A 14,148-nucleotide genomic window follows, 5' to 3' on the forward strand; every position below is an offset into this window, starting at 1 on the left:
TGGCAAAAAATGGAAAATTGACGCCATCAAAATGATATGATGCGCTTGTCTAAATGGGTATTTATTGAGCGAGATGGAAGATATCCATGTGGATATCTTCCAGGAAAGAGCGAATTTCCGCTTGAGCAATAGCAGGATTTGATCAGATAAAACTACAACAGCTTATAACGTGCGATTAACTTCTATTAAATTGTCGGGATTTAAATCTTTCGTAGATCCCACGAATTTCCAGGTTCCAGGTCAGTTGGTCGGGGTGGTTGGCCCTAACGGTTGTGGAAAATCCAACATTATTGACGCTGTGCGCTGGGTCTTGGGTGAGTCCAAGGCTTCCGAGCTGCGCGGTGAATCGATGCAGGACGTTATTTTTAACGGTTCCACTAACCGCAAACCGGCCGGGCGTTCGTCCGTGGAGCTGGTTTTTGACAACAGTCTGGGCAAAGCCGCCGGCCAATGGAGCCAATACGCCGAAATCGCCGTCAAGCGTACGCTGACGCGCGATGGCACTTCCACTTATTACATCAATGGCCAGCCGGTGCGCCGGCGCGACATCCAGGATATTTTCATGGGTACTGGCTTGGGGCCGCGCGCTTACGCGATTATCGGCCAGGGCATGATTTCCCGGATTATTGAAGCTCGCCCGGAAGAATTGCGTATTTTCCTGGAAGAGGCCGCTGGTGTGTCGCGCTACAAGGAGCGCCGGCGCGAAACCGAAAACCGCATCCACGATACGCATGAGAATCTGGTGCGGGTAGAAGATATCTTGCGTGAACTGAATAGCAACCTGGAAAAGCTGGAAGCCCAGGCTGTGGTTGCCAACAAGTTCAACGAACTACAGTCCGATCAGGAAGAAAAGCAGAAACTGCTGTGGCTGTTGCGCAAGAAAGAAGCCGCAAGCGAGCAGGAAAAGGTATTTGCCGAGATCGAAAGAACGCAGATCGACCTGGAAGAACAGACCGCAAAGCTGCGCCATGTCGAAGTCGAGCTGGAGCATATGCGCCAGGCCCACTATGCGGTCGGCGACAGGATGCACCAGGCGCAAGGCCATTTGTACCAGACCAATGCCGAAATCGGTAGCCTGGAAGCGCAGATCAAGTTTGTCATCGAATCGCGCAGTCGTTTGCAATCGCAATTGAACTCCCTGACTGCGCAGCGCGACCAGTGGCAGCGTCAGGGACAGCAATTCCAGGATGATCTGGCGGAAGCGGAAATCCAGGTGGAAGAGCTGGCTGAGCGTTCCGAGCAGGCGCTGGAGATGGCGCAACAGCATAACGACAAGCTGCCGGCACTGGAGCAGATCTGGCGTGAATCGCAATTGAAGACGACCGAGTCGCGCGCCAAGATCATGCAGTTGCAGCAGCAGATAGAGCTGGAATCTGCACACCAGCGCAATGCCTCGAATATCCTGGCCACGCTGACCTCGCGCCGCGAACGGCTGTCGCAGGAAAAGAGCGGCCTGGCAATGCCTGATAGCGCGCATCTGTCCAACCTTTCCATGCAACTGGAAGAGAAAAAACAGGTGCTGGAAGAGGCGACGATGCAACTGGAGGAGGCGCAGGAATCCCTGCCGCGCCTGGAAGAAGAGCGCAAGGCAGCCCAGGAGCAGGTCAATAAGGATACCGCGGCGAGTGCGCAGCTGGATGCGCGCCTGCTGGCCTTGAAGCAATTGCAGGAAAAAGTACAGACCGAGGGCAAGGTTCAGCCCTGGCTGGAAAAACATGAGCTGAGCGCCTTGCCCAAATTATGGCAAAAGCTGCATATCGAAGCCGGCTGGGAAACTGCGCTGGAATCGGTATTGCGCGAACGGACTTCGGCATTGGAAATGTCCAACCTGGACTGGGCCAAGGCTTTCTTTAATGATGCGCCGCCGGCCAAGCTGGCCTTGTATACGCCACAAGTCGCCGCTGCGGCGATGGAGCCGGTTGCTGGCCTGAAGCCTTTGCTGAACCTGCTGCAATTGAATGACGCCGGTGTGCGCAGCCTGATGCAGGATTGGCTGCACCAGGTCTATGCGGCGGAAGATGTCGCTACCGCCTTCATGGACAGGGCCAAGCTGCCGCAGGGAGCCTGCTTTATCACCAAGCAGGGCCATGTCATCAGCAAATCCAGCGTGCGTTTCTATGCATCGGATTCCGAGCAGGATGGCGTGCTGGCACGCCAGCAGGAAATAGAAAACATCGGCAAGCAAAGCCGCGCGCAAAGCATGCTGGCGGATGAGGCCAAGACCCGTGCCGTCAGGGCCGAGTCGGCTTACACCCAGGCCAGCCAGCGCCTGCAGGAGCTTCGGCAACGTGTAAGTACGCTGACGCAATCGGTGCACAGCCTGCAGATAGAGTTCATGAAGCTGTCCGAGGTGCAGGAGCGCTTCAACCAGCGCAGTACGCAGATACAGAACGATCTGGCGGAAATCGCGGCGCAGGAAGCAGAGCAGCAGCAGGCCAGGGCAGAATCGGAAGAAAAATTCGAGCAACTGGATGTGGAGCTTGCAGAGCTGCAGGAAAACCATGAAGACGGGCAAACCGTCTATCTGGAAAAAGAGCAGCAATTGAACGATGCCAGGACACAGTTGCGTGAGCTGGAAAGGGCGGCACAGGAAGCCGCCTTTGCAGAGAAATCCCATCGCAGCAAGATGGAGGAACTGCGCCGCAGTATCGCCACCGCGCTGGAGCAGGCGGCCCAGTTGTTTGCCAATATGCAGCAAGGCAAGCTTGAGCTGGAAACCATGGACGACCAGACTGCGCAAGCTGGTCTGCAATCCCTGCTGGAAAAACGCAGCGACCAGGAGCGCACGCTGGCGGACGCAAGGCATGAGCTGGATCAATTGACACAGAAGCTGCGTCAGCATGAAGAATCGAAGATGCAGGTGGAGCGTAGCCTGCAGCCGCAGCGTGACCGTATCATGGAACTGCAACTGAAAGAGCAGGCTGCACGCCTGAGCCAGGAACAGTACGCCGAACAATTGCGCAATTTCGAGGTCGATGAAGAAGCGCTGTCGCAAAAACTGCATGCGGACATGAAACCATCCTACTTGCAAGGCGAAGTCACCCGCCTGACCAATGCGATTGCGGCTTTGGGGGCGGTGAATATGGCGGCACTGGAAGAGCTGGCGCAGGCGACAGAACGCAAGACTTTCCTGGATTCTCAGCATGCCGACCTGACCGAAGCGATTACGACGCTGCAGGACGCTATCCACAAGATAGACATAGAAACACGCGATCTGCTGCAAGATACCTTTGACAAGGTCAACACCCATTTTGCGGAATTGTTCCCTATCCTGTTCGGCGGCGGCCAGGCCAAGCTGATCATGACCGGCGACGAAATCCTGGATTCCGGTGTACAGGTGATGGCGCAGCCTCCGGGCAAGAAAAATGCGACTATCCATCTGTTGTCCGGTGGTGAAAAGGCATTGACGGCGACCGCGCTGGTGTTCTCGATGTTCCAGTTGAATCCTGCGCCTTTCTGCTTGCTGGATGAGGTGGATGCGCCGCTGGATGACTCAAATACCGAACGTTTCTGTAATATGGTGAAACGTATGTCGGCAAACACACAGTTTTTGTTTATTTCTCATAATAAAATAGCGATGGAAATGGCACAGCAATTGATAGGCGTGACCATGCAGGAACAGGGAGTTTCTCGAATCGTTGCGGTGGATATGGAGTCTGCCGCAAACTTTGCTTCTGAGGCGCAAGCAGCATGACAGATCTACAAATAAGCTTATTGGCAATCGGTGGGACCATCGTCGTTGGCGTAGTTATCTTTAACAAATGGCAGGAGCACAAGGCTAAAAAAAGCGTGGAACGCGCTTTCTCTACCGGTCACGACGATGTGCTGATGAACCCGCACGACCATGTGGAAGAACAGGCCTCCTACCAGCCGCAGCAATACCAGCAGCACGAGCACGACGGCGTTGCAGACTACCGGCAGGAGCCTAGTCTGGATGTCGCGACCATGGCTGAGGATGACCAGGCCTTTGTGCCGGATGCGATACAGGCGGAAGCTGCACCGGCATTGGCTAAACAGGAAAAAGAACTGCCGGTTGATGAATTGATCGACTGCGTCATTCCGCTGGAGTTTGATACGCCGGTACGCGGCGAGAAGATTTTGGCCGAGATACACAGCCTTAGATATGTCGGCAAGAAGCCGGTGCACTTCATCGGCCAGAGCCATTCCGGCGAACGTGACGTAATCGCTCACGGCGGCATTTATACAACCCTGTTTGCCGGCATACAAATGGTCAGCCGCGGCGGCCCTTTAAATGAGCTGGAATATTCCGAATTTGTGATGAAACTGCGCGAGATTGCCGACCGCCTGAATGCCCATCCGGATATCCCGGACATGAGCCAGGTCATGTCGACGGCCAGGGAATTGCACCAGTTCGTTTCCGAGCATGATGCTCAGTTGAGCGTCAACATCATGGCCAACAGCGCTCCATGGGCGATCAATACCTTGCATGCCGCACTGGAAAAGCAGGGCTTTGACTCCCGCCCGGACGGCAGGCTGGTGATGCCGGATGGAGACGGCGGCGCGCTGTTTTCCTTGTCTACCAATGTGGGCATCAGCGAAACCGTGACCTCACGCCTGACCTTGCTGCTGGACGTACCTTGCGTTGCGCCTGCGCGTGACGGTTTCGGAGCGATGGCAGCCTGTGCCAAATCACTGTCCACCCGCCTGGGCGGCACGGTCGTCGATGACGGCAACCAGCCGATCTCCAAAGCGGCCCTGGATGAGATCGCCGAGCAGGTTCATGCCTTTTACGGTGCGATGGCAGAGTCGGAGATCCCGGCGGGATCAGTTCGCGCGCAACGCCTGTTCAGCTAAAAAATGCAAAACGATTTATTTGGTAAAAAGTCGCCGGAAGCCGATGGCCCGGCGGCAAGAGTCGCTGAGCTGCATAAAGAACTGAACAAGCACGCGTATGCCTACTATGTGCTGGATAATCCCAGCATCCCCGATGCCGAGTACGACAAGCTCTTCAAAGAGCTGCAAGCGCTGGAGCAACAGCATCCTGAACTGTTGAGCGCCGATTCGCCCACCTTACGGGTGGGTGGAGTAGCTCTGCCGGAGTTCAAGCAGGTACAGCATGCGGTACCTATGCTGTCGCTGAACAATGGCTTTGAAGATGCCGATATCACCTCATTTGATCGCCGCGTCCGCGACGGACTGGGTATCAATCATGATGTGGAATACGCGATTGACCTGAAGTTTGACGGTCTGGCGATCAATTTGCGCTATGTCGACGGCTTGTTTACGCAGGCAGCGACACGCGGTGATGGCTTTACCGGTGAAGACGTCACAGAAAATATCCGTACCATCCATAGCATCCCACTACGCCTGAACACCGAACACCCACCCAGGATTCTGGACGTACGCGGCGAAGTGCTGATGTTCAAGGCTGATTTTGACAAGCTCAACCAGCGCCAGCGCGATGCGGGCGGCAAAGAATTTGCCAATCCACGCAATGCCGCCGCCGGCAGCCTGCGTCAACTGGATTCCAAGATCACCGCACAGCGCAAGCTGAGGTTCTTTTCTTATGGCATAGGCGCACTGGAAGGTGCTGAGATGCCGGTTTCGCATGCAAAGCTGCTGGACTGGTATGCAGAGCTGGGTTTGCCTGTTTGTGAAGACCGTGGCCTGGTAACCGGCGCGCAAGGCCTGCTGGAGTTTTATGCCGCCATCGGCCAAAAGCGCAAGAGCCTGGCCTATGACATTGATGGTGTCGTTTACAAGGTCAATCGTTTGCAGCAGCAGCAGGAGCTGGGCTTTGTGTCACGTGCGCCGCGTTTTGCGATTGCGCATAAATTCCCGGCGGAAGAGGCCACCACGGTCGTGCAGGAGATAGGCGTGCAGGTGGGGCGTACCGGTGCGCTGACGCCGGTGGCGCGCCTGGCGCCGGTATTTGTCGGTGGCGTTACCGTCACCAACGCGACCTTGCATAATGAAGACGAGGTCAAGCGCAAGGACGTGCGTGTCGGCGATACTGTCATCGTACGCCGCGCCGGCGACGTGATTCCGGAAGTGGTGTCCGTCGTGCTGGAACGCAGGCCTGTGCCTGAGCATGCGCCGTTTGAATTGCCGAAGACCTGCCCGGTATGCGGTTCGCATGTGGTGCGGGAAGAGGGCGAGGCGGTTGCACGCTGTTCAGGCGGCTTGTTCTGTTCTGCGCAGCGCAAGGAGGCAATACGCCACTTTGCTGCGCGCCGCATGATGGATATTGACGGGCTCGGCGAGCGTTATATTGATAATCTGGTCGAGCTTGATTATGTGCGCGGCATTGCCGACCTGTACAAGCTGACACTGGATGACTTGCTGGAAATGAAGCGCCGCGGCGACGAGCGCGACGGCATCACGCCCGAGACTGTACAGCAGGGCAAGATCGCCACCAAATGGGCGGAAAACCTGATCGAGGCGATTGCTGCCAGCAGGCAGCCTGTGCTGGAGCGTCTGTTGTTTGCGTTGGGTATTCGTCATGTCGGTGAATCGACTGCCAAGACCCTGGCCGACTGGCTGGGCCGGCTGGAGTTGGTAAGGCGTGCACCGGCACCATTGCTGCGGCTGTTGCCCGATATAGGCACGACGGTTGCTGAAGCGATTGCCGATTTTTTTGCCGAACCCAAGAACCAGCAGGCGATAGATGCGCTGCTGGCTGCCGGAGTGGCGCCGCGTGATGAACATGCTCCCAGCGCCAAGCTGCGTGATAAATTGTCGCAGCCTGCGCTGCTGGCCGCGCTGGCGATACCCAAGCTGACTGAGACTCGCTGCAAGCAACTCGTGGATAAGGGAATGACGCTGGCGGCCCTGGCGCAGGCCGATGTCGATTATCTGCATCACTACGCCTTGCCTTCCGATATCAGCAATGCGCTGGCAGCATGGCTGAATGTGCCGGGGCAGCGCGAGCGCCTGGCAGAGTTGAATAGCCTGCACGCAGATTTGCTGGCGCAATTGCCGCAGCAGGCAGAGTCGGAGGGTATCTTGTCCGGCAAGACTTTTGTGCTGACCGGAACGCTGCCGACGCTAAGCCGGGATCAGGCAACGGAAATCATAGAAAAGGCCGGCGGCAAAGTGTCAGGTTCTGTCTCGAAGAAAACCAGCTATGTCGTGGCTGGGGATGATGCGGGCAGCAAATTGCTGAAGGCGCAGGAATTAGGCGTGACGGTATTGACCGAAGTGGAATTAATGCAAATTGTTCAATGAATCTGGAGATGAAATGACAAGAATCAAAAAAGCAGTATTCCCGGTTGCGGGCCTGGGCAGCCGTTTTCTGCCGGCTACCAAGGCGCAGCCAAAAGAGATGCTGCCCATCGTGGACAAGCCATTGATCCAGTATGCAGTGGAAGAGGCGGTCGAGGCGGGTATTACCGAGATGGTGTTCATTACCGGCCGCAACAAGCGCGCGATTGAAGACCATTTCGATAAGGCTTATGAGCTGGAAAGCGAACTGGAAGCGGCCAATAAGCAGGCGCTGCTGGATCTGGTGCAAAATGTGATTCCGAAGAACATTACCTGCATTTACATCCGCCAGCAGGCGCCGCTGGGCCTGGGCCATGCAGTATTGTGCGCCCGCCCGGTTGTCGGCGACGAGCCGTTTGCCGTATTGCTCGCAGACGATCTGATGGACGCCGATCCAGGCCAGCCTTCCGCCATCGCACAGATGACGCGTTTGTATGAGCAGGAAGGCGCCAGCATTATCGCAGTGCAGGATGTGCCGCGGGAGTTCACACGCCAGTACGGTATCGTCAGCGGTACGCCCTACAAGGACAGGCTGGAAAAAATGCACGGCATCGTGGAAAAACCAATGCCGGATGTTGCTCCTTCCACTTTGGCGGTCGTGGGCCGTTACGTATTGTCGGGCAAAATTTTCTCTTACCTGGAAAAACTGGGCAAGGGTTCCGGCGGCGAAATCCAGTTGACCGACGGCATTGCACAATTGCTGCAATCCGACCCCGTACTGGCCTACCGCGCCATGTCCACACGCTATGATTGCGGCTCCAAACTCGGTTACCTGAAGGCCAGCGTGGCGCTGGGCCTGAAGCACGCTGAAACCGGTCCGGAATTCCAGGAATACCTGCGTTCATTGAAAGCGTAACGGAAAATCTGTGATTGCTTTTGAGGACTATAATTGGGAATGGCGCCGCTGTTGTGCAGGCATCTTTGTGAATGGGAAGGGTGATTTGCGATGATTCATGAAATATTGAAAATGGGCGATCCCCGCTTGCTCAGAGTAGCCGAGCCGGTCAAGGAATTCGGTACGCCGGAGTTACAGAAGCTGGTTGCCGATATGTTCGACACGATGGCTGCCGCTAATGGCGCCGGTCTGGCGGCCCCGCAGATAGGCGTCAACTTGCAATTGGTTATCTTTGGCTTCAAGGATAATCCGCGCTATCCGGATGCACCCTCGGTGCCGGAAACCGTTTTGCTTAACCCGGTGCTGACGCCATTGGGCGAAGAGACTGACGATGCATGGGAGGGCTGCCTGTCCGTGCCCGGCATGCGCGGCCTGGTGCCGCGCTGGAGCAAGCTGCGCTATGAAGGCTATGACCAGTTTGGCAATCGTATCAGCCGCGATGTCGAAGATTTCCATGCGCGCGTCGTGCAGCATGAATGCGATCACCTGAATGGCGTGCTGTACCCTATGCGCATCAAGGATTTGACGCAGTTCGGTTTTACCGAAGTGCTGTTTCCGGACATGGATCCGAATGACGACGATTGATAAAGATTGATAGCGCGATCAATAACAATCGACAACGATGAGAACCAAGAAAAAAGCCGCAGAAATGCGGCTTTTTTATGTGTGCTGCGTCAGAACTGTTCGTCCTCGCGCAGATAGCGCCATTGTCCTTCGGGCAGATTGCCCAGCCTGACTTTTCCTATGCGCACCCGCTTCAGGCCTATTACTTTCAGGCCCACCATATCGCACATGCGGCGGATCTGGCGTTTTTTGCCTTCGCGCAAGATAAACCGCAACTGGTCTTCATTTTGCCAGCTTACCTTGGCGGGCAGCAGGGCCTTGCCGTCCAGGGTCAGTCCATGGTTCAGGCGCTTCAGTTCGGTATCGGGCAAGCGGCCCGGCTTGCTGTATTGCACGCGGACCAGATACTCTTTTTCTACACTGGTATCCTGGCCTATCAGGTGCTTGGCAACGCGGCCGTCCTGGGTCAGCACCAGCAAACCGACGGAATCGATATCCAGCCTGCCGGCTGGAACCAGGCTGCGTAACTGGGTAGGGTGGAACTGGGTTTGCACCGCATCTTCAGTCCAGCGGGTTTCCGGCTTGACCAATGCGATAGCAGGCTGATAGCCATCTTCTGCCTGGCCGCTGACATAGCCTACCGGCTTGTTGATCAGGATAGTCACGCGTTTGGATTGTTCTGCTGCGGCCTGGCGTTCTACCGAAACTTTTTGATGCGGCAAGACCTTGCTGCCCAGTTCGGAAACGACTTTGCCATCCACCCGCACCCAGCCGCGTTCTATCCACTCGTCGGCTTCGCGGCGTGAGCAGATTCCCAATTCGGACATTCTTTTTGATAAGCGTACTAGTTCGGTCATGATAAAGCGGGTGATCTATGGTTGTATCTGTGATTAATAATTGTTGCTTAGTTGCTGCTGCCGGAATTGATTATGCGCCAGTTTTTAATTTAGCTATCAAACGCGCAGCGATTCCAGCAGCTCTGTTTCTATCTGCAACTGGTTGCGTGCATTCTGCAGTGCCGGGCCGTCGACCAGGAAAACGTCTTCCACCCGTTCGCCCAAGGTCATGATCTTGGCGGTGTGCAGATTGATCTTGTATTTGGCCAGCACATTGGCAATCGCATACAGCAGGCCGGTCCTGTCATTGGCCGAGATAGACAGCAGGAAATACTGGCCCCTCTCGTCCGGCCGCAAGTCCACCGTAGGAATGATAGGGAAGGTGCGCGACAGCCTGGAGAGACGGCCTTTGTTGGGCGAAGACAGCGGGGTTTGCAGCGTCAGCACTTCGGCCAGTTCATGCTCGATCAGGTTGATGATATCGCGGTAGTTGTTGGCAAATGCCGGTTCGATGACCAGGAAGGTATCCAGCGCGTAGCCGCCCTTGGTGGTGTGGATTTTCGCATCCAGGATGCTGAAATTTTTGCCGTCGAAATAATTGCAGATACGCGCGAACAGATCCGGCTGGTCCTTGACGTAAACAGTTACCTGCAGGCCTTCGCCTATCGGTGACAGGCGGCATTTGACCACGGGTACCGGGCTGTCTATCCTGTCGTGCAGCGAACGGGTTTGCCATGCGATGTCGGATGAGTCATGACGCAGGAAGTAAGCGACATCCAGTTGCTGCCACAGGCGCTCATGCGCGTCGCCCGGCAATCCGTACAGGCGCAGCGCTTTCAGCGCTTCTTCCTGGCGGTTTTTCAGCTCACGGTCTTGCGACGGCGCTTCGCCACCCAGCACGCGCAGCGTGATGCGGTACAAGTCTTCCAGCAGCTTGCCTTTCCATGCATTCCATACCTTGGGGCTGGTGCCGCGGATATCGGATACCGTCAGCAGATACAGTGCCGTCAGATGGCGCTCATCCTTGACCAGCGTGGCAAATGCCTGCACCACGTCCGGATCGGACAAGTCCTGTTTCTGCGCTACATGCGACATTGTCAGATGGTGCTGCACCAGGAAGATGATCAGCTCTGAATTTGCTTTGGAGATGCCATGGTCGTAGCAGAACTTCTTGGCGTCGGCCATGCCCAGCAATGAGTGATCGCCGCCGCGGCCCTTGGCGATATCGTGGAACAGCGCGGCAATATACAGCACCCAGGGCTGCGTGAAGTTGGCCATCAACTGGCTGCAGAATGGATACTCGTGCGCATGCTCCGTCATCGCAAAGCGGCGCAGGTTGCGTACCACCATCAGGATGTGCTGGTCTACCGTATAAACGTGAAACAGGTCGTGCTGCATCTGGCCTATGATGCGGCGGAAATTCGGCAGGTAGCGGCCCAGGATGCTCATCTGGTTCATGCGCCGCAGCGCATGGGTCAGGCCCTGTGGCGACTGCAGGATTTGCAGGAACAGGCCACGGTTGAAAATGTCATGCCTGAAGCCGGCATCGATCAGGAAGCGGGCATGCCACAGCGCGCGCAGGCTGCGGGCTGTCATGCCTTTCAGCTCTGGATGGCGGGCCAGCAGCAGGAAAATTTCCAGCAATGCGGAAGGGCTATCCTCGAACAAATCGTCGCAGGCGATATCAATCAGGCCGTTGACCACATTGAAGCGCTCATTGATAGGTTGTGGAACCGATGGCTGCGGAAACAGGTTGGCCTCGATGTTTTGCAGCAGTATGGTATTGAGTTGCGTGACGGCCTTGGCCGCCCAGTAGTACCTCTGCATCAGGTGCTCGCTGGCACGGCGCGATTCTGTGGTCTTGAAGCCGAAGGTTTCCGCGATCTTGGTCTGCACGTCGAAAATCAGCCTGTCTTCGCGGCGTCCGGCATGGATATGCAGGCGGATGCGGATATCCTTGAACGCACGCTCATTGCGTTTCAGCTGGCGGGCCTCGATATCGGTGATCAGCCCGCGGTCTGCCAGTTCTTTCCACGAGTTGCCCAGGTTGGCGGCCTTGGCCACCCACAAGATCACTTGCAGATCCCTGAGGCCGCCGGGGCTTTCCTTGCAGTTAGGCTCCAGGCTATAAGGCGTGTCTTCATACTTTACATGCCGTTGATGCAGTTCCAGCAGCTTTTCCTGGAAAAAATTCTGCGGATTCATGCTCGCCGTATAGCGTTCCTGTAATTCCTTGAACAGCTTGCGGTTGCCGGTAATCAGTCTCGCTTCCAGTAAGCTGGTCTTGACGGTGATGTCGGCTTCAGACTCTTCCAGGCACTCGTCGACCGTGCGTATGCTGTGGCCCAGGTCCAGGCCTATGTCCCAGAATATCTGGACCAGGTGTTCCAGCTTGTCGCGAGTATCCTTATCCGGCTGTTCGCACAGCAGGATCAGCACATCCACATCCGAATACGGATACAGCTCGCCACGGCCGTAACCGCCGACGGCGATTAGCGCAGAATTTTTGGGCAGTTCAAAGCTCTTCCATATCTTGCTCAGCACGACATCAACGCTGCGGCACAAATCCTGCAGCAGCTGCTCGGCCTTGAAGTTGGTGTTGAAGGCGGCAATCACGGATTGCTGCGCCGCTTTCAACTCTTCCTTGAACTGTAATGCGGGCGACGCGCTTACTGCCATTATGCGGGTACGCCTGTTTGCGCTTGTGCCGTGATGAATGCCGGTGGGGGAGGGGAGCCTGCCGACAGAGTCAATACTTCATAGCCGGTTTCGGTGACCAGGATGGTATGTTCCCACTGGGCTGAAAGGCTGCGATCCTTGGTCTTGATAGTCCAGCCATCGCCCATTTCCTTGATTTCGCGGCGGCCGGCGTTAATCATCGGTTCTATTGTAAAGATCATGCCGGGGCGCATTTCTTCCAGCGTGCCGGGACGGCCATAGTGCAGGATTTGCGGTTCTTCATGGAAGACCTTGCCTATGCCGTGGCCGCAAAATTCCCTGACCACGCTATAGCCGGCCTTTTCCGCATGCTGCTGTATCGCATGGCCAATATCGCCCAGGTGCGCGCCGGGCTTGACCTTGGAAATGCCTATCCACATGCATTCATAGGTGATTTCGCTGAGGCGCTTGGACAATATCGACGGCTCGCCGATCAGGAACATGCGGCTATTGTCGCCATGATAACCATCTTTGATGACGGTAATGTCCAGGTTGACGGAGTCGCCGTTTTTCAAGACTTTGTCGCCCGGTATGCCGTGGCAGATCACATCATTGACAGAAGTGCAGATCGCTTTGGGATAAGGGGTATAGCCGGGCGGGCAGTAGTTCAGCGGCGCAGGGATTGTGTCTTGTACATTCGTCATGTATTCATGGCACAGCCTGTCTAGTTCACCGGTGGTGATGCCGGCTTTGACGAAGGGGGTAATATAGTCCAGCACCTCGGAGCCTAGCCTGCCCGCAATGCGCATGCCGGCGATATCTTCAGGTGTTTTAATAGAAATAGGTGTCATGCTGAGCCAACCGTGTATGCAAAAGGGGAATATTGGAGCTGATTCCACCGTGACACTGCATTAAGGCTGCATTGTCTTCGGTGAAACGGGGTTTCACCCGAATTATAGTCCAGCCAAGCAATGTCCGCTTATACAATAGACTCTATCCGCTTGAAAGGTGGGTGATTTTCGTAGTACAATTGATGGTTAGCTTGAATGAGTTTCTTGCTAATGATTGGAAAATCATTTTATCAATGCACGAATCTGGTCTAAAAGGGTGTCCGGTAAGCATCGGATCACTGACTGGATTCAAGACCTAACCCTGGAGTTATTATGTCTGTAACAATGCGCGAAATGCTGGAAGCCGGCGTCCACTTTGGTCACCAAACCCGTTTCTGGAACCCAAAGATGGCTCCGTTCATCTTCGGTCACCGCAACAAGATTCATATCGTCAACCTGGAAAAAACTCTGGGTATGTACCAAGAGGCGATGAAGTACATCCGCCAATTGTCCTCCAATCGCGGCACTATCATGTTCGTCGGCACAAAACGTCAAGCGCGCGAAATCATCGCTGCTGAAGCGCAACGTGCAGGCATGCCTTTCGTCGACCAGCGCTGGTTGGGCGGTATGCTGACTAACTTCAAAACTGTTAAAACATCGATCAAGCGCCTGAAAGACATGGAAGCTTCGGTAGAAGACGGTTCTGTAGAAAAGCTGAGCAAAAAAGAAGCGCTGATGTTCCAGCGTGAAATCGTCAAACTGCAAAAAGCAATCGGCGGTATCAAGGATATGGGCGGCATCCCTGACGCAATCTTCGTGGTTGACGTTGGCTACCACAAAGGTTCCATCACTGAAGCAGCGAAACTGGGTATCCCTGTTATCGGCGTGGTTGATACTAACCACTCCCCAGAAGGCGTAACTTATGTTATCCCTGGTAACGATGACTCCTCCAAAGCGATCGCCCTTTACGCTCGCGGCGTTGCTGATGCAATCCTGGAAGGCCGTGCCAATGCAATTAACGAAGTAGTTGAAGCAGTGAAACCTGATTCTGACGAATTCGTTGAAGTAGAAGACCAGGCTTAATTGTAAGCTTCTGCTAATTGATATGCAGGTAAAAGGGGCAACAGCTGTTGGCCCCTTT

General features: G+C 55.4%; 9 protein-coding genes. 6 read left to right on the forward strand and 3 right to left on the reverse strand.

Features of this window, described 5'->3' with window-relative positions; genetic code table 11:
* Positions 1-169 precede the first annotated feature (169 nt).
* The 5 genes from smc to def all read left to right on the forward strand — a co-directional run bounded on the left by smc (position 170) and on the right by def (position 8,704).
* Positions 170-3,694, forward strand: a complete 3,525-nt coding sequence (gene smc, locus IEW12_RS21650) for a chromosome segregation protein SMC (RefSeq protein ID WP_188568203.1) — start codon at positions 170-172, stop codon at positions 3,692-3,694.
* Positions 3,691-4,815, forward strand: coding sequence for a cell division protein ZipA C-terminal FtsZ-binding domain-containing protein (locus tag IEW12_RS21655; RefSeq protein ID WP_188568204.1), 1,125 nt, complete (start codon positions 3,691-3,693; stop codon positions 4,813-4,815). The genes smc and IEW12_RS21655 overlap by 4 nt, the downstream gene beginning before the upstream one ends.
* Positions 4,816-4,818: 3 nt before the next feature.
* Positions 4,819-7,188: an NAD-dependent DNA ligase LigA gene (gene ligA, locus IEW12_RS21660; protein WP_188568205.1), complete on the forward strand. Its 2,370-nt coding sequence runs from the start codon at positions 4,819-4,821 to the stop codon at positions 7,186-7,188.
* Between the two features lie 13 nt (positions 7,189-7,201).
* A complete protein-coding gene (gene galU, locus IEW12_RS21665) occupies positions 7,202-8,080 on the forward strand; it encodes a UTP--glucose-1-phosphate uridylyltransferase GalU (protein WP_188568206.1) in 879 nt (292 codons plus the stop codon).
* 90 nt (positions 8,081-8,170) lie between these two features.
* Positions 8,171-8,704 (forward strand): peptide deformylase, encoded by a 534-nt coding sequence (gene def, locus IEW12_RS21670; RefSeq protein ID WP_188568207.1) that lies wholly within the window; start codon positions 8,171-8,173, stop codon positions 8,702-8,704.
* Positions 8,705-8,793: 89 nt separating this feature from the next.
* On the opposite strand, the gene IEW12_RS21675 is transcribed toward def, so the two are convergent.
* The 3 genes from IEW12_RS21675 to map all read right to left on the reverse strand — a co-directional run bounded on the left by IEW12_RS21675 (position 8,794) and on the right by map (position 13,028).
* Positions 8,794-9,540: a pseudouridine synthase gene (locus tag IEW12_RS21675; protein WP_188568208.1), complete on the reverse strand. Its 747-nt coding sequence runs from the start codon at positions 9,538-9,540 to the stop codon at positions 8,794-8,796.
* Positions 9,541-9,636: 96 nt separating this feature from the next.
* Positions 9,637-12,198, reverse strand: coding sequence for a [protein-PII] uridylyltransferase (locus IEW12_RS21680; protein WP_188568209.1), 2,562 nt, complete (start codon positions 12,196-12,198; stop codon positions 9,637-9,639).
* On the reverse strand, positions 12,198-13,028 hold the full coding sequence (gene map / locus IEW12_RS21685; protein ID WP_188568210.1) for a type I methionyl aminopeptidase: 831 nt from the start codon (positions 13,026-13,028) through the stop codon (positions 12,198-12,200). The genes IEW12_RS21680 and map overlap by 1 nt, the downstream gene beginning before the upstream one ends.
* A 312-nt stretch (positions 13,029-13,340) precedes the next feature.
* Here map and rpsB point away from each other — a divergent pair, with 312 nt between their 5' ends.
* Complete coding sequence (gene rpsB / locus IEW12_RS21690; protein WP_188568211.1) at positions 13,341-14,090, forward strand: 30S ribosomal protein S2; 750 nt, start codon at positions 13,341-13,343, stop codon at positions 14,088-14,090.
* Positions 14,091-14,148: the final 58 nt, after the last annotated feature.

Origin of the sequence: Parundibacterium terreum (assembly GCF_014636315.1) — a bacterium.
In the GTDB taxonomy this organism is placed as follows: domain Bacteria; phylum Pseudomonadota; class Gammaproteobacteria; order Burkholderiales; family Burkholderiaceae_D; genus Undibacterium; species Undibacterium terreum.